The organism is Vogesella sp. AC12 (assembly GCF_024437575.1).
Lineage (GTDB): Bacteria > Pseudomonadota > Gammaproteobacteria > Burkholderiales > Chromobacteriaceae > Vogesella > Vogesella indigofera.
The window spans coordinates 616,151-637,786 of sequence record NZ_JANFNU010000001.1 but is presented as its reverse complement, the minus strand read 5'-3'; the positions used below and the strand labels follow the sequence as shown (position 1 = coordinate 637,786).

Below are 21,636 nucleotides of genomic sequence, written 5' to 3'. Positions count from 1 at the left end.
GCCTTGCCACACGGGTCAGCATCTGCTCGCGCGTGTGGCTTTTTTGCGGGCACCCGCTGCCTGCCACTTGATAAGGAAACCACTCCATGCACCACGAAGTCGCCGTGTTTGATGCCGCGCGGGTTGCCGGCCTGATTGGCCAGATTGATGTCCAGGCCGTGTTGCGCCGCATGTTCTTGGCGCTAGCACAGGGTAGCGCGGTGCAGCCGCCGCAACTGCGCAACCTGTTCCCCGACGCGCAGGGCAACTTTATCAGTTATCTCGGCATCCACGGCAGCGAGCGCCTGTTCGGCGCCAAGCTGTCGCCGTATATCCCACGGCCGCAGGGTGCGCTGGTTACCGCCTGGACGCTGCTGCTGTCGATGGACGACGGCCAGCCGCGGCTGCTGTGCGACGCAGGCCAGCTTACGGTGGAGCGCACTGCCGGTGCCACGGCACTGGCGGTGGATTTGCTGGCACCAGCCGGTGTCAGCAAGCTGGCGGTGATCGGCAGCGGCAGGCTTGGGCTGGCACACCTGCGCCATGTGCTGCCGCTGCGTGACTGGCAAGAGATCCGCCTCCACTCCCTCGGCATCGCCGAGTTGCCGGCGGTGCAACGGCAAGCGCTGCTAGACATTGACCCGCACGTTGGCATCCATGCGCAGCTGGCCAGCGCCGTCGCTGATGCCGACGTGATCATGCTGTGCACCTCGGCCGGGGTGTCGGTGCTGGATCCGGCGCTGCTGACGAAGCCGGCGCTGATCACCTCGATTTGCACCAACGCCCAGTTTGCGCATGAAGTGCCGCCGGCATCGCTGCCGCAGATGGAGGTGTATTGCGACTACCGCGCCACCACGCCGGATAGCGCCGGCGAGATGCGGCTGGCGCGCGAGCAACATCACTGGTCGCCGGCCAGCATCCGCGGCGACCTGCCGGAGCTGGTGGTCGGCAGTGCTCCGCTCCCGGCCTATGACCGCCACGTGTTCTTCCGCTCCATCGGCTTGGGGCTGGAAGACGTTGCTATTGCCGGCGAGCTGTACCGCTTGCACCGGCAGCAGTCGTGACACAGGGGAAACCGCCATGCATGTGATCGTACTGGGAAGCGGCGTGGTGGGAACCGCCACCGCCTATTATCTGGCCAGACAGGGCGCCAGCGTCACGGTACTGGAGCGGCAGCCCGGCGCCGGGCTGGAAACCAGCTTTGCCAATGCCGGCGAAATTTCACCCACCTTTTCCAGCCCGTGGGCCGACCCCTCGGTGCCGGGACAGGCGCTGCAGTGGCTGCTGGATCGCAACGGCCCGCTGCGGGTGTATCCGCAGCTGGACTGGTACCAGTGGCGCTGGCTGTGGCAGATGCTGAAAAATTGCCGGCAGGATGCCTACGACCGTAACAAGCGCCGCATGCTGACGCTAGCGATGTACAGCCGCGAGCAGTTCGTCGCCTTCCGTGCGCAGGGCATCACGCTGGACTACGACGGGCAGCAGCGCGGCACGCTGCTGCCGTTCCTGCAACCGCAGGACGCGGCCAAGGCGCAACGCGATGCCGACGTGCTGGCGCAGTATCAGCTACCGTTCCGCATGCTGCAGCGCGACGAGGTGCTGGCCATCGAGCCGGGCCTGCAGCACAGCAGTAGCCCGTTGCTGGGCGGCATGCACCTGCCGCTGGATGAAACCGGCGACTGCTTCAAGTTCACCACCGAACTGGCCGCCATGGCCCGCACACTCGGCGTCGACTTCCGCTTCGGGGTGCAGATCCGGCGCCTGCTGAGTGATGGCAAGCAGATCACCGCCATCGACACCGACCAAGGCATGCTGCACGGCGATGCCTACGTGCTGGCGCTGGGCAGCTATTCGCCGCTGCTGACACGACCGTTGGGCATCGACCTGCCAGTATATCCGGTGAAGGGCTACTCGCTGACGGTGCCGGTGGCCGACGCCGCGGCGGCGCCGCAGTCGACGCTGCTGGACGGGCGCTATCGCACCGGTATTACCCGCCTCGGCAACCGCATCCGTGCCGCCGGCACCGCCGAGCTGTCCGGCTACAACCAGACGCTACGTCCGGGACGGCTGGCGACACTGCGACAGTCGGTACAGAGCCTGTTCCCGCACGGTGGCGATTACCGCGCCATCGAGTACTGGAGCGGCTTGCGGCCGATGACGCCGGACAGCACGCCGCTGGTCGGCCCGACACGCTATCCCAATCTGTGGCTTAACACCGGCCACGGCACGCTGGGTTGGACGATGTCACTGGGCACCGGCAAGCTGGTGGCCGACTGGGTGTGTGGCGGCACGCCGGAGATTGCCACCGACGGCCTGACCCTCGCCCGTTACACGCGCTAGCCGCTGTGGCTACCACTCCGGCTGCGGCCAACGTTGGCCGCAGCCGGCGTGGTGTTCGCCGTTACAGGAAGCTGGTCGCCGCGTCCAGGATGTAACCCTCGCCGCGCACGGTGCGGATCAGGCGGTACGTTTCCGGGGGTATCCGGCGGAAGTCCGGACAGAGAATGTACTAACTGCAAGTGGATTTTGCAGCGCCGTGACATTCGCCAGATCCTGATTCAGCGCGGATATCCGTCTGCAATTTGGTGTAAATCGGTCATTGCTCTATGTTGTACTGACTGGCCGCTAAGGCCGATGTCCTGCCAACCCTCCCACATGATTGACTGGAGGTCGGCCAAAGCAGACGGTTTGTTGCGTTATAACTATGGAATACAAGGGTCACGGCTAGAGCAGTGTTGTCACAGAGATGTTTTCTGCCGAGTCCAATCACGTACCGCCTGTGTAAATAGCCTGAGTGCCGCCGGTGGATGGCGATTGGCCGGGTAATAAAGACTCAGGCCAGGCAACGTGGGACTCCAGTCTGGCAAGAGGTGGATCAGCTGTCCTGATGCAACATACTCGGCAACCAGATATTCCGGCACCCAGGCAATCCCAATCCCTGCCAGCGCGGCTTCCAGCATCAGATTGCCGTTGTCCAAGGTCATTGGCCCTGCGGCATCTAGCGTCATACTGACCCCGCCGCGCATCAGATCCCAGTGATACAGCGCTCCGCTGCTAAAGCGGAAACGCAGGCAGCGATGGTGCTTTAGTTCTTCCGGCGTACGTGGCGGCTCATGCTGCGCCAGGTAAGCGGGAGATGCTACGGCGACAAATTTCCAGTCTGCTCCGAACTTGATGGCGACCATGTCACGTGGCACATCCTGCAAGACACGAATGCCAGCGTCGAAGCCATCGGCCACGATATCCACAAGGCGGGTATCGACGACGAATTCGACATGAATGTTCGGGTAGGTCGCCAGAAAAGCCGGCAGCACATTCCTGATCAAGATTCTCGCCCCCGCTTCTGCGGTGCTGATCCGAATCGAACCGGAAGGTCGATCGCGCGATGAAGCCATCTCATTGACCGCATCCTGAATATCACCGAGCGCAGGTGCAACACGACGCAGAAACAGCTCCCCTGCCTCAGTCAGCGCAACCGAGCGGGTGGTGCGGTTAAACAGCCGCGTGTTGAGACTCGCTTCAAGGTTTTTCACTGTGTGACTGAGTGCCGACGGCGATACGCCCAGTATCCGCGCTGCGGCGCGAAAACTGCGCTGCTCGGCGATGGTAATGAAGGCGGTCAGTTCGGAGAGGCCAGTGCGCAGCATAGTTGAAAATTATTGAACAGATCGTGAAACATTACATCCATTGTTCGTCAGCTTGCAACACCCTAGGATTAACGGATACCGCAGCATTTCCCTGCTCCGAACGTTTTTGGGGCATTGCCGGAAGCAAGGCGCGCCTGTGCATTTCTGCCGGCTTGGCCTCTACTCAGCGGTGCTGCATTTGATGAAAACCGTGTAACGAAGGAGTGGAAATGAGCAATGCTGAACTTGATGTTAATCGCCGGAAGTTCATTGGTAGCTCGATGGCGCTCGTCTCCAGTGCCGCCATTACCGGTGCAGGGCTTGTAGGGTGCGCACAGGCGCAGACCCGCAGCACACTTGTGTCACCCGCTCAGCCAGGGGCGCGACGCAAGCTTGGTCAGCTGGAAGTGTCCAGCGTCGGCCTTGGCGTCCAGAACATGGCCCGCACCTATCAAACGACAGTCCCCGCCCGCCCCGAGATGATCGACATCATCCGTGCGGCCCATGACCACGGCGTCACTTTTTTTGATACCGCCGAGGCCTATGGCCCGCATGAATGCGAGCGCATCCTCGGCGAAGCCATCGCCCCGTTCCGCAACAAGGTCGTGATCACCAGCAAATTCGGCTGGAACATCGACCCGCAGACCGGCGAGCGCCGCCCGGGGCTGATCAGCCGTCCAGACCACGTCAAACAGGCGGTGGAAGGCATGCTCAAGCGTCTGCGCACCGACCGGATCGATCTGCTCTATCAACACCGGGTCGATCCGCAGGTACCGATCGAAGACGTTGCCGGCGCCATCAAGGACTTGATGGCCCAGGGCAAGGTGCTGCACTGGGGCTTGTCCGAAATGGGGCTGCAAACCTTGCGCCGCGCCCATGCCGAGTTACCTGTTACTGCAGTACAGAGTGAGTACTCGATGTTCTGGCGTGGCCCGGAGAAGGAAGTCCTGCCCCTGTGCCAGGAGCTGGGCATCGGTTTTGTACCCTGGAGTCCGCTCGGGGTGGGCTTCCTGACCGGCGCCATTGACCAGAGGACTAGCTTTGCCGACGGCGATTTCCGCAAGAGCGAAACCCGCTTCTCACCCGAAAACCGGGAACACAATCTGGCGCTGGTCAGCCTTGTGAAAAGCTGGGCGCTGCGCAAGAAAACGACACCCGCGAGGATTGCGTTGGCCTGGTTGCTGGCACAGAAGCCCTGGATTGTGCCCATCCCCGGTACGACCCAGATGGGCCACCTGCTCGACAACATCGGTGCCCGCGAAGTTGCCTTCGACACCGATGAGCTTCAGGCGCTGAATGCGTCGCTGGCGGCCATCACGATCCAGGGGGAGCGGCTACCGCCGGCAGTGCTTGCCTACAGCGAGGTCGAGGCGCCTTTGAAGTGATATGTGCTAGCGTTTGCCAGCCTCGTGTGCATATCAATGCCTGGATGGCAAACAGCAGGTGTAAAAGCGACAGCGCCAATAACGCCGCACACTGATTGCAAAAAATATCTCGCTAGGGGAGTAATAGTGAAATACCGCACGCTCGGTAACAAACTTGAAGTCTCGGCCATGGGCCTGGGATGCATGTCGATGACCGGTGCCATATATGGTGCACCGGCGGATAAACGGGAAATGGTCCAGCTTCTGCGCTCCGCGCATGAACAGGGCGTAACGCTGTTCGACACCGCCGAAGCCTATGGCCCTTTCAGTAACGAAGAATTGCTCGGAGAAGGCCTTGCGCCGATCCGCGATCAGGTAGTCATTGCCACCAAGTTCGGTTTTGACATTGATCCGGTCACCGGTCAGCGTGGCCCGGGCACCAATAGCCGACCAGCGCATATCAAGGCGGCGGTCGACGCCAGCCTGAAACGCCTGCGTACCGACTACATCGACTTGCTCTTTCAGCACCGGGTCGACCCTGCCGTCCCGATCGAGGACGTCGCAGGCACCGTCAAGGAGCTGGTGGCCGCCGGCAAGGTACGCCATTTTGGCCTTTCGGAGGCCGGAGTGGCCACGATCCGTCGCGCCCATGCGGTGCTACCGCTCACCGCCGTACAGAGCGAGTACTCGATGTTCTGGCGCGGTCCGGAAATGGAGCTGCTGGCCACCCTTGAAGAACTCGGTATCGGGTTTGTCCCCTTCAGCCCGCTCGGTGCCGGCTTTCTCACTGGCAAGATCGATGAGAGTACACAGTTCGACCCGACGGACTTCCGTAACGTCGTTCCGCGCTTCTCGGCAGAGGCCCGCAAAGCCAATCTGGCGCTGGTGGAGGTACTCAAGTCCATCGCCGCCAGCAAGGGGGCAACGCCGGCACAGATTGCCCTGGCCTGGCTGCTTGCACAGAAACCATGGATCGTGCCGATTCCGGGCACCACCAAGCTGCACCGCCTTGAGGAGAACCTGGGGGCGGTCACTATCGAACTCGGAGCCAATGATCTCGCACGCATCCAATCCTTGCTGGCGGGAATCGAGATTCAGGGTGAACGTCTGCCGGAAGCAGTTCTAAAGATGACTGGTCTTTGATTCACCGGCCCCTACTCAATGGTCCGAGTGGCGCTCACGCTCTACCTGCGCCGCTCCAAGCGCCCAGCAATCCCGACCCGGCACGCGTTTCCATCGTTGAAGGAGACGTACTGGATCAAACCATGCTGGAGGCGGCAATGCGCGGGCAGGACGTGGTCTATGCCAAATGGCGGCACAGGCCGGCACGATCATCGCCGCGATGAAGGCAGTCGGCCTCAAACGGTTGATCTTCATCAGTTCGATGGGTATCTACAGCGAAGTGCCGAGCGAGCGTTATCGCAGCGTGCTGGATCCCTATCGCGATGCTACGGCGCTCATCGAAGCCTCGTCCCTCGACTACACTATTCTGCGCCCAGGCTGGTTCATCCGTGACAAAACGGTGAGTTACCAGCTCACACAGAAGGGTGAAGCCTTCCGTGGCCATGACGTGTCGCTGAATAGCCTATCTGACCTCATTGTGAAGCTCGCCTTGGTCCCGCACTTGGAAGTCCGCCGCAGTCTTGGAGTCAGCACGAAATGAACGCAATACGCCCCCAAGCCAGGCCCCGCCATCGTATGGTGCTTGCCATCATCATGGCGAGCTACCTGATGCTCGTGATCGACATCTCCATCGTGCTCACCGGCCTGCCACGTATCCAGGCCGATCTTGGCTTCACACCGGCTGGGCTGTCGTGGATTCAGAATGCCTATACGCTCGCTTTTGGCGGCTTCCTGCTGCTCGGTGCGCGGGCGGGCGATATTCTCGGTCGGCGACGCATGTTCATCACCGGACTTTCTATCTTCACACTGGCCTCACTGGCTATCGGTGCTGCGCAATCGCCAGCCTGGATGATCGCCTCCCGCGCCGTACAGGGTTTCGGTGCCGCCGTGCTGGCCCCCTCGACGCTGGCACTGATCACGACACATTTCGAGGAGGGGCATGCACGCAATCGCGCACTCGCCTGGTATGCGGCGGCGGCGGGTATTGGTGCCACGCTGGGCTTGGTGCTTGGCGGCCTGCTGGCCGACCTGATTTCCTGGCGTGCCGGTTTCCTGATCAACCTGCCGATCGGCGCGGCACTCATCGTTGGTGCCTTGCGCCATATCCACGAGACCGAGCGCCACACCGGACGTTTCGACATCGCCGGCGCACTCAGCTCCACCTTGGGCATGTGCGCGCTGGTATTCGGTATTGTCGAGGCCGCCGATGCGGGTTGGGGTGCCGCGTTGACGCAGGCAAGCATTGCTGTGGGAGTGGTGGTACTGGCCGCTTTTCTATGGATCGAACGTCACGCCAGTCAGCCGCTGCTTCCGCTAGCCATGCTGACCAGTGCGCAGCGCAATGGCGCCTATGCCGCTCGACTGCTCTTTCTCTCTGGCATGGCGGGATTCTGGTTCTTCACCGCGCAATACCTGCAAGGTGCACTGGGTTTTTCCCCGATGCAGGCCGGCCTGGCTTTCATTCCGGTAACGGTGCCGCAGTTTCTGGCATCGGTGAGCGTGCCACATGTTGCCCATCGCATCGGGCAGCGACGCCTGCTGCTAGCGGGGCTGGCGTTGTGCGTGTTGGGACTGGCATGGCTCAGTATCACTGCCGCGCAGATGTCCTACCTTGGTGGCGTGGTGTTACCGATGCTGCTGACCGGATTCGGCCAAGGTTGGGTGCTTGCGCCGCTCACGGTAGCCGGTGTTGCCGGCGTGGAGGGACGCAATGCTGGCGCTGCTTCCGGACTAGTCAACGTCGCCCACCAACTCGGTGCCTCACTCGGCTTGGCCGTCCTGGTTGTGGTATATGCAGGCGGGCATTCCTCGGTATTTGATGCGGCCGGTATGGCGCAACACACCGGAGTCACGATGGGGGTGGCAGCGTTGCTGCTGCTGGCCGCACTCTCTGTGTCTGCTCGCTACATTAACTTTGACACTGACCGATCGAACTGAATCACTGAATCGAGCGGAAGATTCATTAATATGGCCCCTGGAATCAGCTCACATTAGGACACCAATCGTGTAACGGACTTCTCTCTACTTTTGATTGGTATGAGCTGAGGGGTGCAGATCCATCGGACTCCTCTTGCAAACTAATGAGCGCAGGCAAGCTCGACACAGCGCCGGGCCAGGATCTCGGTCGGATCGATCAGTGCTACCGTATGGTCACCCAATCTGAAACTCTCACACTGTGGGAGCAATAGCGGTAACTCTGTGCAGCCGAGGATCAGTACCTGGGCACCGGAGTCAGCAAGGTGTTCAGCCGCTGCCAGTAAGTCTTCCTTGCAACGTCCTGTGGTATAGCCAGCCTTGACTCCCTGCTCGCCGTAAATGGCGCCCATCACCAAGTTCTGATGGAGAGAATCAGGAACAATCAGCGTAAGGCCGGCAGCTTCTGCAATGGTGTGGTAGACCCTGCTTTGCACCGTACCGGAAGTCGCCAGCAGTCCTACAGGCCCGTTGGTGCCGTAGTGCTTACGGATATGCTCGATCGTCTCTTTCAACATGTGAACCACGGGCACGCTCAAGTAAGGCTGGATACTTGGAACAAACGCGTGAGCGGTATTGCATGGGATAGCGATGGCATGGGCGCCGTCTGCCTCCAAGCGCTTGCAGGTGGATAGCATGGCCACGGTCGGGTCAGTCTCTCCGTGAAGCAGATTGGCGGTGCGATCGGGAATTTGGGGATTCTGCTCCACCACCATCTTAATGTGATCCTGATCACGGTTGGCCGGTGTGTTACGGATAACCTTATTCATGAAGTCGACCGTTGCCGCCGGACCCACCCCGCCAACGATCCCCAGCTTGAATGGCGCCGATGCAACCTCTTTTTGATGGAGCAAGGCATATTCAGCATAGATTTCATTAATATCTGCTAAAGCAATGCCAAGCCTCTGCAATTCGGCTGCCACCATGGCCAGCTCAGTAAACCCGGGCAGTAGCAGGTCGGCCTGCTGTTCCTGCAACTGATGGCAGGCTCGCCCTACTAAATCAATTGCAAATCGATCCTCCCCTCCGACCTGTAAGCCACGAGCGCCGTACACGGCCTCCATGAGCCCCTCTTGCTCATGAGGAGAGGGATAGAGTAGTTGGTAATGTTCGCCAAAATAGCGCTCGAACAGCCCCGCATGGCGTACGTAGTCTGATGTCAGCACACCAAGCCGGAGACCCGGTGCCAACCGAGCCACCACATACCGGAAAAGCGCATCCATCATATCCAGCACGGGCACCTCGAGTTCGGTTTGAATCTCATCGCGAAACACGTGACTGGCAAAGCATGGAAGTAAGATGGTATCCACACCACGTTGAATCAGGGTACGGCCGGTTTCGAACACATAGAGTTTACGTGCGATAACGTTACTGTCTTGCTCCAGCGAAGTACCGGCCCCACGGAATGGGTGCTGTTCAAGCAGAAAATGTAGTTCCGTTTCCGCATGACGAGCTGCATGCGCTTTCAGAAGCTTCCCGAATAGGTCGGCGCCAGCCAGCGCTCCCAGCCCACCGATGATGCCCAAGGTTCTTTTGTTCATGATCGTAACGACTCAGCGAAGGAAGGCGGCCACATCAAGCGGCCGCACAGGGTTAAATATCAGGTGCGGGCTTCCGCAGGTTGAATAGTCTCTTGGGTGCTCTGCTCACCTTCCAACTTAGCAACCACGGCGGTGGCTAGGCTATTGCCCAGTACATTGGTCGCAGTGCGTCCCATGTCAAAGAACTGGTCGATACCCATGATCAGCAGCAGCCCGGCCTCCGGCAGGTTGAACATCGGCAGGGTTGCGGCGACCACCACCAGTGAGGCGCGCGCCACACCGGCCATGCCCTTGCTCGTCACCATCAGTACCAGCAGCAGAATCAACTGCTGGGCTAGACTCATCTCGATACCATAAGCCTGTGCGATGAACAGCACGGCAAATGCCTGATACATCATCGAACCATCCAGATTGAACGAGTAGCCAAGCGGCAGCACAAAGCTGGAAATGCGTTTGGAGACACCGAATTTTTCCAAAGATTCGATAGTTTTCGGGTAGGCCGACTCGCTGCTGGCCGTCGAGAATGCAAGCATGATCGGTTCACGGATCAGCCGCAGAAGGCCACCGACTGACTTCCCCAAGAACAGATAGCCGACAGCCAGCAGAATCCCCCACAACAATGCCAATCCCAGGTAGAACTCGCCGATCAGTTTGCCGTAGCTCAGCAGCACGCCGAGCCCTTGTACCGTTATCACTGCTGCCATGGCGGCAAACACACCAATCGGTGCTAGACGCATCACATAATCGGTAATGCGGAACATGATGTGCACCAGTTCATCAAGGCACTTGTCGAGCATGGTATAGCCCTTGCCTTTCACAAAGCCAAGCGCGGCGCCGAAGAACAAGGAGAACACCAGAATCTGCAGAATCTCGTTGCCGGCCATGGCTTCCGCAATGCTTCTCGGAAACACGTGGGTAATGAAGCCCTTGAGGGTCAAATCAGCGGTTTTCAGGCCAGAACTCTCAGCAATACTCGGTAGTACCAGCTGCATGTGAACACCCGGTTCAAACAGGTTCACGAGTGCCATGCCAAGCAGCAAGGAAACAATGGACGCGCTAACAAACCACAGCATGGCCTTGAGGCCGATGCGGCCAACTGCACTGGCATCGCCCATGCTGGCGATACCAGTAACCAGTGTGGCAAACACCAATGGCGCGATGATCATCTTGATCATGCGCAGGAAGATATCCGTTACCAAACTGAAGTAGCTGGCAATATCCTTGGCAGCCTGAGTATCCGGAGCAAAGCTGTGGAAAATGTAGCCCACCAGAATGCCCAGCAGCATCGCTATGCCGATCTGGCGTGTCAGTTTTTGGGTATTCATGGCTGCGCTCCCGTCGGTACTTGGTGACAAGCAAATCGAGAGACCTGGAGGCCGGTCTCGGCAGGTAAAAATTTTCTTAGAATATTCATGACAGACTCCTATGTAGGCACACGCGGTGAGTGCGCCATTGAAGTCTAGAGTCGGATCCAAAACCCCTTGATGAGGATGGCTCATACCGCTATGCGGATTCGGAATAGCTTTTTTTTTGCACTAAGCCGATGATTCATCAGGGCTGTGATATCGGTTAGCCAAGCTGTGGCGTGTTACGGGGAGGTAAAGATGTATATCAGATGGATAGACGACCTCCTCGCGTTGGCCGAAACCAAGAATTTTTCCCGAGCGGCGGAGAGTCGCCACATCACCCAGTCAGCGTTATCGCGGCGGATACGCTCACTGGAGGAATGGGTTGGTGCCGACTTGGTGGACAGAGGCACTTATCCGCTGGAATTGACACTGGCTGGCAAGCTGTTTTGCGAACAAGGACGGGAAGCGCTGCAGTTGCTGCTGGCCGCCAGAGCGGAAATTCGCCAGGAAACCCGCATGCCAGGCAAAGCCATCCAGATCCGGGCCGGGCACACCCTCTCGATGACCTTCCTGCCCAAGTGGATGAAGCAATTCCAATCTCGTCATGACCAATTCAATACCCGAGTCGTGGCTGAGAACGTGCTGGACGCTGTCACTGCCTTATCTGAAGGTAGCTGTGATCTGATGTTCTGTTACCACCACCCACTGGCACCCATCCTGTTGGACCCGGAGAAGTTCGAATACCTGTCATTAGGACATGAGGGCTTCATCCCGGTCACGGCGGTATTATCTTCAGGGCGTCCCGCATTCGGTCTACCGGGGAAGAAAACTGCACCTACCCCCTATTTGGCCTACACCTCTACTACCTTCTTGGGCCGAGTTGTTGAGGTGATTCTCAAACAGGTGCAAGTTGAACCCTTCCTGGAGCGATGCAACGAAGCTGATATGGCCATGCTGCTGCTGAACATGGCCTGTGAGGGTTATGGAGTCGCATGGGTGCCAGAGAGTGCGGCGACTGAGGCCTTACAAAATGGAAAGCTCGCTCACGCAGGACCAGACGAGTGGAATACCAAGCTTGAAATCCGAGTCTATCGTGCCATCAATAATTCCAATGCCGCATTGCAGGAGTTGTGGCAGTCCTTACGCTGAGAATAACGGCATTGCTTCACGTTTATAGCATTGTAAATCCTGATATTAGTGACACTCCCAATTTACCACGGCACCATTCTCTCCCTCTGAATCGCCCCTCCTTTCCTAGATACCTCGTGAGCCTCACACTTGGCCCTACAAGGAGGTGTCATGAGCAGGCAGCGTTTCCCCGAAGAATTCAAGATTGAAGCCGTCAAACAGGTATGCGCTGCAAGCCATGCCTAAGCCGGAGTGAGTTTCTTAGGAAGGCCGCCGCATACTTTGCCAAGGAGTCCGGGTAAGGTATGCCTTCATCCGGACTCATGAGCAGCAGTTGCTGAACGCTGGTTGATCTTGCTGCGTGAGCAACTTGGCCGAGCTAAAAAGCAGGAGTTGTCAGAACTGGTGGATCGCCTGGTGCTGGCTGTAGGGGTCAGTAAAGAAAACACGGTTGGTGAGTGACAGAAGCCCCCGAGAGTGATCTCTGACGATATCCTTAATCGTTTTGCTATTATTTCTCTCCTGCTCTCTATTAACGGCAGGACAGACCACGTAGCCCAAGGCTAAAACGGCTGCCCTAAATTCAAAGGCAGCCGTAATAGAGAAGCACTTTCTGAAATCACATTTTTTTCCGGTGGGCTTCCGCCTGCAAAGCTCGCCTAAGCAAAAGATACTTGTCGCCGGTAAAGAGCTCTTTCTCGACATTGGCCAACAGGCATCGATCCCCCGTCGTCCCCTGGTCCCGCTTCGCCAAGATGATGATCTCGGTGACACTCGGATAGTCCTGAAACAAAGCCATGGCTTGCTCCCGCAAAGCAACCGGCAAAGCTTTATTGCGGCTCAGTTCGCACAGATAAACGCTAATTTCTAGCAATGCCAACGTATGTTGCTGCGCCCTCTCCTCGCTAAACCTTCTCATGGACATCTCCTTGCTGAATGTGCGCCGTTTTCAGCAATTGCTCGAATGCAGAACCATCTTTACGTGTCAGGTTCGGCACAAAACGGGAATACACTTTGAACAGCATCTCAGTATTGGCATGCCCCATCTGTCTTGCAATCCATTCCGGCGCCTCACCGGCAGCGAGCCAGAGGGTTGCTGCCGTATGCCGAGTTTGATAAGGCCGGCGACGCTCCAGACCAAGTGAGGCCAACAGGGGGTACCACACTCGCTTGGTCACATTGTTGTGCTCAATGGGCATTCCCTGCAGGTTGCAAAATACGTACTCGGACATAGCACCCGTTGCCTTGTACTGATTCACCAGTGCCTCATACACTGGCTGGCTCATTGCAATATCGCGCTGTGATGCATCGGTCTTAGTGTAGTCATCCTCCCCATACACGATTGTTTCCCGGATCAGAATTTGTCGACGGTCAAAGTCGACATACTTCCATTTCAGCCCGTCTATTTCACCGGTACGCATACCGGTGAAAAAACGAACGATGTAGTAATTGCGAAAATCGGGCCGAACCGAATCGACGATCAGCTTCACCTCTTGCAGCGTGAGTGGCTGGACATCAGACTTCGGCACCTTCAACGGTTTGATGCGCACGTAGGGCGTGGTAAAGTCATAACGGTCGGCGGCTTCCTCAAATACCCTGCGCAACGGATCCATGATCTTGTTGATGCGGTTGGCAGATAGTGTTGTGTTCCCATTCCGGCCGGATACTTTGGCGAGTGATGACCGGAATTTGAGCAGATCAGCCCGAGTGACAGCCCCGACCCTGACACTTCCAAATGCGGGCAGATAGTATTTATCGATATTCCCGCGGATGGTTACCTGGTACGAACGTCGCCAACCGATCTGGTTTTCGCTGAGCCATTCCTTAATGAAGTCGGCAAAGAGTGGCGTCTTCAGGACCGCCTCATCCATCACGATCTCCTCCCTCGCAGGAGAAAAGACAGAGACGGGAGCAAGTGTCACTTCCACGCCCTTCCGGCTATCAGGAAAGAAGGTAGCGTAACTAAAGCGACCAAGTTGAATCTCGGACTCAATTTGCGCCAGCATCTTCTCAAGCTTCCTGCGGTTGGCAGCGGTATCACGAAGCTCAGTTTGTTCACGGCAACGCTTCCCGTCCCAACGAAAATCCAGAAACAGCAATCCTGTTTCCTTCCTGGCTCTGACTACACCCATGGCTATCTCCTTGTTACTCGGCTACTGGCATTGCAATGCCATCGACATTAGCGCGCAGGAGATCTGCCTCAATGGCCTCCCAAATGAACAGATACTTCCTTCTACCAAAGGGTCGAACATAGTGCTTGCCTTCAATTAGGCAGCTGTCGACCAGATTGTTGCGGATTGTCCGTGCGTCATAGTGAATACGCGAGGCCAGCTCTTCTGTTGTGATATAGGTGGTATTCATGGTCTTACTCCTGGTAGAAATGTAGAATCAGGAGAACACAATCGCCCTATAGCGTTAATTTTGATCTCCTGAAGATCATATTACACACAAAAATACCTATTGCAAGGCTTTTTGATCTACAGGAGGTTTTTTTGATCGAGGAACATAAATGATTAAATGCCACCTCTCTCGCATCATGGGAGAAAAACGTCTGAAGATTAGTGACCTCGCCCGTGATACTGGCCTCAACAGGGGAACACTGACGCGTCTCTATCATGAGACGGCTGAGCGTATTGAACTGGATGTACTGGATGCGCTGTGCCGCTACTTCAACTGCCAACTTGGTGATCTGCTTGAGTACGTTCCCAAACCTGTGCCCAGCACAGAAAAAATCGACCCGGCAGAATAAAACATCCAACAGAGAACGCGATACAAGCCGCTCCTTGGGCCAGCACAAGTTGCTACTTGACTAAAAAACACCTTTTTTTTTCAGTCAGATACAAAGCTAGGGGTGTAGCTTATGGGAACAAAAACGCGATTAATGTGATATGACGACCGTGCCCATGATGTGCCCATTGGGCACGATCAAGACAAATCACCCAAAGGTCGTGCCAGATCTGAGCCCAGAAAATGACCAAAGGTCAAAATTGCCAGGCTTTTATCTCAACTGGGCACACGCCGGGCACAAAAATGGGCACAGAAGAGCTCCTGTGCCCAACTCACGGGTATAAAAGCACAAAACCCCTGATCCAATTTTTCAATTGAATCAGGGGCTTATATGTGGTTGCGGGAGCAGGATTTGAACCTACGACCTTCGGGTTATGAGCCCGACGAGCTACCAGACTGCTCCATCCCGCGACTGAATACTGCAAGTATAGATTGTGCCATGAAAAACAAATGGCAAACTGCCATTTATATTTCTCAATGCAAAACAGTTTAGTCGCCAAACTGTTTTATGAATTCTGGTTGCGGGAGCAGGATTTGAACCTACGACCTTCGGGTTATGAGCCCGACGAGCTACCAGACTGCTCCATCCCGCGACTGAGAAAGAGATAATACCGCGTACATTGCGGCGCGTCAAGCAAAAAGACAAAAGCCCTGCAAGGCAGGGCTTTGATTGTGGCACCACGCAATATCAGGCGGCGGTCTGTACGTAGGCGTTGCCCGGGTAGACCACGCTTTCCAGACCGGCGGAAGTGCGCATCGTCACCTCGTAGCGTCGGCCCAGCGGCTTGACATTGATGACTTCGAAACGGATTTCTTCACCGCTGTCAGTTGTTTCCAGGATGCTATGGCCTGGCTCAAGTTGGTTGATTCTCATGATTTTTCCTTTTTGTCATTCTTTTTCTGACGATTATCCGGCTTACTGAAACAACATAAGCTCACGCTACGATAACGTGTTTATGTTGCTATTGACTATAGGTAGTTTCACGGAGTTCCCGTAGCACTGATCGCAGCTTAAGCAGCAATTATGAAAATCTGATGAATCGGCGCCATGAAAAATGCCCCGTCGGCGACGGGGCATTGGCAGCACTGGCAAACAGGCAAGGCGATCAGCCGATGCGCATACCCGGTTCGGCGCCGTCGTCGGCATCCAGCAGGAACAGGCCGGAGTTGTCCTCCGGACCGGAGGCGCACACGATCATGCCCTGCGACACGCCGAAGCGCATCTTGCGCTCGGCCAGGTTGGCGACCACGATCACCTTGCGGCCAACCAGCGCTTCCGGCTGCTGATAGGCGCTGCGGATGCCGGAGAAGATGTTGCGCTGTTCGAAGCCGAGGTCGACGGTGAATTGCAACAGCTTGTCGGAGCCGTCGACAAAGTTGCAAGCCAGCACCTTGCCTACGCGCAGGTCCAGCTTGGCGAAGTCGTCGATCTTGATGGTGTCGACCAATGGCTCGTAGTTGGCCGCAGCGGCCGGTGCTTGTGCTTCCATGCTTTGCTTGTTCGCCTCGATGAGTTTTTCCACCAGCAGCGGGTCGATACGCTGCATCAGGTGCTGGTACGGTTTGATGGTGTGGCCCAGCAGCAGCTGGTCGGCATCCGCCCACTGCAGCGGCGCCACGTCGAGGAAGGCTTCCACGCCTTCGGCCAGCTTCGGCAGCACCGGCTTCAGGTAGATGGTCAGCAGGCGGAAGGCGTTGATCAGCACGCTGCACACTTCGTGCAGGCGCGCGTCCTGCCCTTCCTGCTTGGCCAGTTCCCACGGCTTGTTGGCGTCGACGTAGCCGTTGACGATGTCGGCAATCGCCATCACCTCGCGCAGCGCCTTGGCGTACTCGCGGGCCTCATAGGCAGCGGCGATGTTCTCCGCTTCACCGGCGATGTTGCCGAGCAGACGGGTTTCGTCTTCGAGCTTGGCCGCCAGCTGGCCACCGAAGCGCTTGCTGATGAAGCCGGCGGCGCGACTGGCGATGTTGACGAACTTGCCGACCACGTCCGAGTTGACGCGCGCGACGAAGTCATTGAGGTTGAGGTCGATGTCCTCGATGCGGCCGTTGAGCTTGCCGGCGATGTAGTAGCGCATCCATTCCGGATTCAGGCCGCAGTCGAGGTAGGACTTGGCGGTGATGAAGGTGCCGCGCGACTTGGACATCTTGTGGCCGTCCACGGTCAGGAAGCCATGCGCAAACACACCGCTCGGCGCGCGGTAGCCGGCGTATTTCAGCATCGCCGGCCAGAACAGCGCGTGGAAGTAGAGGATGTCCTTGCCGATGAAGTGGTACATCTCGGTCTTGCTGTCCGGCTTGAACCACGCGTCGAAATCGATGCCGGTGCGGTCGCACAGGTTCTTGAAGCTGGCCATGTAGCCGATCGGCGCGTCCAGCCATACGTAGAAGTACTTGCCCGGCGCGCCGGGGATCTCGAAACCGAAGTACGGCGCATCGCGGCTGATGTCCCAGTCCTGCAGGCCGCCTTCGATCCACTCGTTCATCTTGTTCAGCGATTCGGCCTGCAGGTGGGCCTGGCTCGCGCCGTCACCGCGCAGGCTGCTGCCGGCGGTCCAGTCCTGCAGGAAGCCGGTGCACTCGCCGAGGCGGAAGAAGTAGTGCTCGGAGGTCTTCAGCACCGGCTTGGCGCCGGAAACCGCGGAGTACGGGTTTTTCAGCTCGGTCGGGCTGTAGGTGGCGCCGCACTTCTCGCAGTTGTCGCCGTACTGGTCGGCCGCGCCGCACTTCGGGCATTCGCCCTTCACGAAGCGGTCCGGCAGGAACATGTTCTTTTCCGGGTCGTACAGCTGCTCGATGGTGCGGCTGGCGATCTTGTCGTTGGCCTTCAGCGCGAGGTAGACCTGCTCGGAGAACGCCTTGTTTTCCGGGCTGTTGGTGCTGTAGTAGTTGTCGTAGCCGATGTGGAAGCCGCTGAAATCGGCCAGATGCTCGGTGTTCACGCGCTCGATCAGCTGCTCCGGAGTGATGCCCTGCTTTTCCGCGGCCAGCATGATCGGGGTGCCGTGGGTGTCGTCGGCACAAACGTAGTAGCACTCGTGGCCACGCATCTTCTGGAAACGCACCCAGACATCGGTCTGGATGTGCTCAACCATGTGCCCCAAGTGGATGGCGCCGTTGGCGTACGGCAGTGCGCTGGTAACCAGAATCTGGCGTTTAGTCATGAAATGCATCCCGATAAGCAATACGAAACCGTCGATTATAACGACAAAGGTTGGCCGCAACAGCGTTGCGGCCAACCTTTATAAACAGTGCGCCCGAAACATCAGGCTGCCTGCGCCACCGGCACCGCGCGCAGCTTCATCGCGTGGCGGACCCGCGGCCGCGCCACCAGCACGAACAGCAGCGAGGTCAGCAACGACATCAGCGCGAAGCCGATCATGCCGCCGACGATATAGGCGTGGCGGAACAGCTCGATGCCGAGCGCGTAGCCGGCCATCGACAGCATGCTCATCGCCGCCGACACCGTGCCCTTGCTCACCGTGCTGGCCATCAGCGCGAAGCGGTACAGCACCGCAAACGACAGCCCCTCGCCGAACGCCATCAGGCTCATGCCGGCCACCATATAGATGTGCGGCACGCTGCTGAACTGGATGCCGCCCAGCATCAGCGCCAGGCCGCCGACAATCGGCCACATGCCCAGCAGCACCGAGCGTCCCAGCGCCAGGCGCTCGGTGAGCAGCACCAGCGCGAAATTGCCGGCGATCAGGCCGCCAAACACCGGCAGCTGCCACAGGCCGTATTCGACGGTGCTCATGCCGAGGTCTTCCACCAGCAGCACCGGCGACAGCGCGATCCAGCCCATCAGCGGCATCGCCAGCAGCGGGATGCACAGCAGCGACAGCACGAAGCGGCGGTCGGCGAGCAGCGCCAGGTAATCCGCGCCCATGCGGCGCAAGGGTGCGCGCGTGCGGCCAACGTTGACCGTTTCCGGCATCTTCCACCACAGCCCGACCAGCGCCAGCAGCGACACGCCGGCGATGAACAGGAAGCAGCTGCGCCACGGCGCGAACTCGATCAACGCGGCGCCGGCCAGCGGGCCGACCATCGGCGCGATCAGCGCCACGTTGGCCATCAGCGCGGTGACCTTGACCGCGGTCTTCTCCTCGAACGCCTCCTGCACCGCGGCGTAGCCGACGGCATTGATGAAGCACAGGCCGACGCCCTGCAGCACGCGCAGCGCCATGAACGCCTCGATCGAGGTCACCAGATAGGTGGCGAGGCAGGCGACGATGAAATAGACCACCCCGCCCAGCAGCACCGGACGGCGACCGATGCGGTCGGACAGCGGCCCGGTCAGCCACGGCATCAGCGCGCCGCCGAGCAGGAAAGCGGTCATCGCCATCGGCACCCACTCGATGCCTACGCCGAACTCCTGCACCACGCGCAGCATCGCCGGCTGCGCCATGTCGTTGGCGATGTAGACCGCAAATTCAAACAGCACCAGCGCCAGCGGGAACAGCATCCGCGCCGGGGTCAAACGGGAAATCTTGGTAAATTCAGACAAAACGTAACCTCGGGAAAACCACAGCGGAGCAGTCTGCCACCCCGTGCCGGTTCAGAAAAAAGGCGTCGATTCTACGCCAAATCAGCTACTTACACCAGCAAATCCGTCCACACCATCACCATGACAAAAAAGTAAGCCCCCCGCTGCGGCCAAGGTTGGCCGCAGCCACGCCGACAGCGGCATGCACGACGCCGGCGCAGCGCTTATCATGACGGCTGCGGCCAAAACGGCGGGCAAGCCTGTTCGCCTGCGGCAAACCCGATTAAAATAGTCGGCTATTCATCCCGCTCAAGATCACCCATCATGCTTTCCCGACTCGGCAAACTGTTTGGCGTCCATGGCGACGCCGCTTCCCGGACTACTGACATGGCCCTGACCGACACCGACATTCTCGATGCCATCGCCGACCTGATCGACGAAGACACCCACAAGCCCTACCGCAAAGGCGTCAGCGTGCAGCAAAACGATGCCGCCCACCTCAATGTGCGCGTGGCCCTGCCCTACCCGGCCAAAAGCCGCTTCGCCGCCATCGCCGAGCTGTTCCGCGAACGGCTGGCGCCGCTGGCCGGCGAGCGCAAGCTGAGCATCGACGTGGTCAGCGAGATCACCAGCCACTCGGTACAGCGCGGCGTGCCGCTGCTGCCGGGGGTGAAGAACATCATCGCGGTGTCCTCCGGCAAGGGCGGCGTCGGCAAGTCCACCACTGCGGCCAACCTGGCGCTGGCGCTGGCGGCAGAAGGCGCGTCGGTCGGCATTCTGGATGCCGACATCTACGGCCCGTCGCAGCCGCTGATGATGGGCCTGCAGGGCCAGAAGCCGGAGGTGATCGACGGCAAGCTGGTGCCGCTGCCGGCGCACGGCGTGCAGACGATGTCGATCGGCTACCTGGTGGACGAGGACCAGGCGATGGTGTGGCGCGGCCCGATGGTGAGCCAGGCGCTGCAGCAGCTGCTCAACGACACGCTGTGGAACGAGCTGGACTACCTGGTGATCGACATGCCGCCGGGCACCGGCGACATCCAGCTGACACTGTCGCAGAAGGTGCCGGTCACCGGCGCCATCATCGTCACCACGCCGCAGGACATCGCGCTCTTGGATGCGAAAAAGGGGCTGAAGATGTTTGAGAAGGTGGGCGTGCCCATCCTCGGCATCGTCGAGAACATGGCGATGCACGTGTGCAGCAACTGCGGCCACGAAGAACACATCTTCGGCCACGGCGGCGCCGACAAGATGAGCGCCCAGTACGGCGTCGACGTGCTCGGTTCGCTGCCGCTGGATCTGGGCATCCGCCTGGCCACCGACGACGGCTGCCCGACGGTGGCGGCGGCGCCGGACAGCGCGCTGGCGGCACGCTACCAGCAGATCGCGCGCAAGGTGGCGGTCAAGGTCGGTGACAAGGCACGCGACTTCTCTGGTAAATTCCCGAAAATCGTCATCCAGAACAGTTAATCCCTCATGATCGGCATGTTTGATTCCGGCCTAGGCGGCCTTTCGGTGTGGCGCGAGCTCACCGCCCAGCTTCCCGACGAACCGGTGATCTACCTGGCCGATCAGGGCTACTGTCCTTACGGCGGGCGCAGCGACGACGAGCTGATCGCCCGCGCCGAGCTGATCGCCGACTACCTGCTGGCACAGGGCGCCACCCTGCTGCTGATCGCCTGCAACACCGCCACCAGCGCCGCGGCGCGCCACCTGCGCCAGCGCCACCCGGCACTGCCGATTGTCGGCATGGAGCCGGCGATCAAGCCGGCGGCGCTGTCGACGCAAAGCGGCAAGGTCGGCGTGCTGGCAACGCAGGCCACGCTGCGCGGCGAGAAATTCCGCCAGCTGGCGGCGCAGCTGCACGACCACGCCGAGATCTACAGCCAGGCCGGCACCGGCTTTGTCGAGCTGGTGGAAAGCGGCGAGCTGGACAGCGACACGGCCCGGCGCACCGTCGCCGCGGCGCTGGCGCCGTTGCTGGCGCACAACGTCGACCACGTGGTACTCGGCTGCACCCACTACCCGTTCCTGGCGCCGCTGATCCGCGAGCAGCTGCCGCCGCACATCGACATCATCGATCCCACCGACGCCGTGGTGCGCCAGACGCTGCGCCTGCTGCAGCAACACCACTGCCGCAGCGGCCCGCAGACGCCGCCGCACTACCGCTTCGTCACCACCGGCGACGATCACAGCATGCAACAATTCCTGCAGCAGATCCTGCAGCGCGACGACCGCGTCGAGGCACTGCAGCCGGCCTGAGAGCGTGTTCACGAT

At 59.2% G+C, this 21,636-nt stretch carries 18 protein-coding genes, 2 tRNA genes and 1 pseudogene; 10 read left to right on the top strand and 11 right to left on the bottom strand.

The window, feature by feature from the left end:
* Positions 1-86: 86 nt before the first annotated feature.
* Both NOM55_RS03190 and NOM55_RS03185 read left to right on the top strand, forming a co-directional pair.
* Positions 87-1,043 carry an ornithine cyclodeaminase family protein gene (locus NOM55_RS03190; protein ID WP_255907453.1) on the top strand — a complete coding sequence of 319 codons (957 nt, stop codon included), beginning with the start codon at positions 87-89 and terminating at the stop codon, positions 1,041-1,043.
* Between the two features lie 16 nt (positions 1,044-1,059).
* Complete coding sequence (locus NOM55_RS03185) at positions 1,060-2,319, top strand: D-amino acid dehydrogenase (RefSeq protein ID WP_255907452.1); 1,260 nt, start codon at positions 1,060-1,062, stop codon at positions 2,317-2,319.
* Positions 2,320-2,717: 398 nt separating this feature from the next.
* Here the strand turns inward: NOM55_RS03185 and NOM55_RS03180 are convergent, their stop codons facing one another.
* Positions 2,718-3,626, bottom strand: a complete 909-nt coding sequence (locus NOM55_RS03180; RefSeq protein WP_255907451.1) for a LysR family transcriptional regulator — start codon at positions 3,624-3,626, stop codon at positions 2,718-2,720.
* A gap of 209 nt (positions 3,627-3,835) precedes the next feature.
* Between NOM55_RS03180 and NOM55_RS03175 the strand changes: the two genes are divergently transcribed.
* The 4 genes and pseudogenes from NOM55_RS03175 to NOM55_RS03160 all read left to right on the top strand — a co-directional run bounded on the left by NOM55_RS03175 (position 3,836) and on the right by NOM55_RS03160 (position 8,029).
* The gene (locus NOM55_RS03175) at positions 3,836-4,990 is read left to right on the top strand and encodes an aldo/keto reductase (protein ID WP_255907450.1); all 1,155 of its coding nucleotides are present in this window, start codon (positions 3,836-3,838) and stop codon (positions 4,988-4,990) included.
* 126 nt (positions 4,991-5,116) lie between these two features.
* Entirely contained in the window at positions 5,117-6,112 is a 996-nt protein-coding gene (locus NOM55_RS03170; protein ID WP_255907449.1) for an aldo/keto reductase, read from the top strand.
* Positions 6,113-6,266: 154 nt separating this feature from the next.
* A pseudogene (locus tag NOM55_RS03165) lies at positions 6,267-6,632 on the top strand (NAD(P)H-binding protein); the annotation flags it as partial.
* Between the two features lie 35 nt (positions 6,633-6,667).
* Entirely contained in the window at positions 6,668-8,029 is a 1,362-nt protein-coding gene (locus tag NOM55_RS03160) for an MFS transporter (RefSeq protein ID WP_255907448.1), read from the top strand.
* Positions 8,030-8,169: 140 nt separating this feature from the next.
* Here the strand turns inward: NOM55_RS03160 and NOM55_RS03155 are convergent, their stop codons facing one another.
* Both NOM55_RS03155 and NOM55_RS03150 read right to left on the bottom strand, forming a co-directional pair.
* Positions 8,170-9,606 carry an amino acid racemase gene (locus NOM55_RS03155; protein ID WP_255907447.1) on the bottom strand — a complete coding sequence of 479 codons (1,437 nt, stop codon included), beginning with the start codon at positions 9,604-9,606 and terminating at the stop codon, positions 8,170-8,172.
* A 59-nt stretch (positions 9,607-9,665) separates the two neighbouring features.
* Positions 9,666-10,931: a dicarboxylate/amino acid:cation symporter gene (locus tag NOM55_RS03150; RefSeq protein WP_255907446.1), complete on the bottom strand. Its 1,266-nt coding sequence runs from the start codon at positions 10,929-10,931 to the stop codon at positions 9,666-9,668.
* Positions 10,932-11,210: 279 nt separating this feature from the next.
* Between NOM55_RS03150 and NOM55_RS03145 the strand changes: the two genes are divergently transcribed.
* Complete coding sequence (locus NOM55_RS03145) at positions 11,211-12,104, top strand: LysR substrate-binding domain-containing protein (RefSeq protein ID WP_255907445.1); 894 nt, start codon at positions 11,211-11,213, stop codon at positions 12,102-12,104.
* Positions 12,105-12,702: 598 nt separating this feature from the next.
* Here NOM55_RS03145 and NOM55_RS03140 read toward each other — a convergent pair.
* The 3 genes from NOM55_RS03140 to NOM55_RS03130 are packed head-to-tail and all read right to left on the bottom strand — an operon-like array spanning position 12,703 to position 14,444.
* Positions 12,703-13,002, bottom strand: a complete 300-nt coding sequence (locus NOM55_RS03140; RefSeq protein ID WP_255907444.1) for a hypothetical protein — start codon at positions 13,000-13,002, stop codon at positions 12,703-12,705.
* A complete protein-coding gene (locus NOM55_RS03135) occupies positions 12,989-14,215 on the bottom strand; it encodes an Arm DNA-binding domain-containing protein (protein WP_255907443.1) in 1,227 nt (408 codons plus the stop codon). The genes NOM55_RS03140 and NOM55_RS03135 overlap by 14 nt, the downstream gene beginning before the upstream one ends.
* Positions 14,216-14,228: 13 nt before the next feature.
* A complete protein-coding gene (locus tag NOM55_RS03130; RefSeq protein WP_255907442.1) occupies positions 14,229-14,444 on the bottom strand; it encodes a hypothetical protein in 216 nt (71 codons plus the stop codon).
* Between the two features lie 148 nt (positions 14,445-14,592).
* On the opposite strand from NOM55_RS03130, the gene NOM55_RS03125 reads away from it, so the two are divergent.
* Positions 14,593-14,832 (top strand): helix-turn-helix transcriptional regulator, encoded by a 240-nt coding sequence (locus NOM55_RS03125; protein ID WP_255907441.1) that lies wholly within the window; start codon positions 14,593-14,595, stop codon positions 14,830-14,832.
* Positions 14,833-15,204: 372 nt separating this feature from the next.
* Here the strand turns inward: NOM55_RS03125 and NOM55_RS03120 are convergent.
* The 5 genes from NOM55_RS03120 to NOM55_RS03100 all read right to left on the bottom strand — a co-directional run bounded on the left by NOM55_RS03120 (position 15,205) and on the right by NOM55_RS03100 (position 19,380).
* Positions 15,205-15,281: transfer RNA gene (locus NOM55_RS03120), tRNA-Met, on the bottom strand.
* A 105-nt stretch (positions 15,282-15,386) separates the two neighbouring features.
* Positions 15,387-15,463: transfer RNA gene (locus NOM55_RS03115), tRNA-Met, on the bottom strand.
* A 95-nt stretch (positions 15,464-15,558) separates the two neighbouring features.
* A complete protein-coding gene (locus NOM55_RS03110; RefSeq protein WP_047967572.1) occupies positions 15,559-15,744 on the bottom strand; it encodes a hypothetical protein in 186 nt (61 codons plus the stop codon).
* A 232-nt stretch (positions 15,745-15,976) separates the two neighbouring features.
* The gene (metG, locus tag NOM55_RS03105; RefSeq protein ID WP_255907440.1) at positions 15,977-18,037 is read right to left on the bottom strand and encodes a methionine--tRNA ligase; all 2,061 of its coding nucleotides are present in this window, start codon (positions 18,035-18,037) and stop codon (positions 15,977-15,979) included.
* Positions 18,038-18,138: 101 nt separating this feature from the next.
* The gene (locus NOM55_RS03100) at positions 18,139-19,380 is read right to left on the bottom strand and encodes an MFS transporter (RefSeq protein ID WP_255907439.1); all 1,242 of its coding nucleotides are present in this window, start codon (positions 19,378-19,380) and stop codon (positions 18,139-18,141) included.
* Between the two features lie 366 nt (positions 19,381-19,746).
* Here NOM55_RS03100 and apbC point away from each other — a divergent pair, with 366 nt between their 5' ends.
* On the top strand, positions 19,747-20,829 hold the full coding sequence (gene apbC / locus NOM55_RS03095; protein WP_255907438.1) for an iron-sulfur cluster carrier protein ApbC: 1,083 nt from the start codon (positions 19,747-19,749) through the stop codon (positions 20,827-20,829).
* Positions 20,830-20,835: 6 nt separating this feature from the next.
* Entirely contained in the window at positions 20,836-21,621 is a 786-nt protein-coding gene (gene murI / locus NOM55_RS03090) for a glutamate racemase (protein ID WP_255907437.1), read from the top strand.
* Positions 21,622-21,636: the final 15 nt, after the last annotated feature.

Bases quoted from the DNA above. Each gene is read 5' to 3' on its own strand.
- NOM55_RS03190 (WP_255907453.1), top strand. From the start codon at position 87: ATGCACCACGAAGTCGCCGTGTTTGATGCCGCGCGGGTTGCCGGCCTG.
- NOM55_RS03185 (WP_255907452.1), top strand. From the start codon at position 1,060: ATGCATGTGATCGTACTGGGAAGCGGCGTGGTGGGAACCGCCACCGCC.
- NOM55_RS03180 (WP_255907451.1), bottom strand. From the start codon at position 3,626: ATGCTGCGCACTGGCCTCTCCGAACTGACCGCCTTCATTACCATCGCC.
- NOM55_RS03175 (WP_255907450.1), top strand. From the start codon at position 3,836: ATGAGCAATGCTGAACTTGATGTTAATCGCCGGAAGTTCATTGGTAGC.
- NOM55_RS03160 (WP_255907448.1), top strand. From the start codon at position 6,668: ATGGTGCTTGCCATCATCATGGCGAGCTACCTGATGCTCGTGATCGAC.
- NOM55_RS03155 (WP_255907447.1), bottom strand. From the start codon at position 9,606: ATGAACAAAAGAACCTTGGGCATCATCGGTGGGCTGGGAGCGCTGGCT.
- NOM55_RS03150 (WP_255907446.1), bottom strand. From the start codon at position 10,931: ATGAATACCCAAAAACTGACACGCCAGATCGGCATAGCGATGCTGCTG.
- NOM55_RS03145 (WP_255907445.1), top strand. From the start codon at position 11,211: ATGTATATCAGATGGATAGACGACCTCCTCGCGTTGGCCGAAACCAAG.
- NOM55_RS03140 (WP_255907444.1), bottom strand. From the start codon at position 13,002: ATGAGAAGGTTTAGCGAGGAGAGGGCGCAGCAACATACGTTGGCATTG.
- NOM55_RS03135 (WP_255907443.1), bottom strand. From the start codon at position 14,215: ATGGGTGTAGTCAGAGCCAGGAAGGAAACAGGATTGCTGTTTCTGGAT.
- NOM55_RS03130 (WP_255907442.1), bottom strand. From the start codon at position 14,444: ATGAATACCACCTATATCACAACAGAAGAGCTGGCCTCGCGTATTCAC.
- NOM55_RS03125 (WP_255907441.1), top strand. From the start codon at position 14,593: ATGATTAAATGCCACCTCTCTCGCATCATGGGAGAAAAACGTCTGAAG.
- NOM55_RS03110 (WP_047967572.1), bottom strand. From the start codon at position 15,744: ATGAGAATCAACCAACTTGAGCCAGGCCATAGCATCCTGGAAACAACT.
- metG (WP_255907440.1), bottom strand. From the start codon at position 18,037: ATGACTAAACGCCAGATTCTGGTTACCAGCGCACTGCCGTACGCCAAC.
- apbC (WP_255907438.1), top strand. From the start codon at position 19,747: ATGGCCCTGACCGACACCGACATTCTCGATGCCATCGCCGACCTGATC.
- murI (WP_255907437.1), top strand. From the start codon at position 20,836: ATGATCGGCATGTTTGATTCCGGCCTAGGCGGCCTTTCGGTGTGGCGC.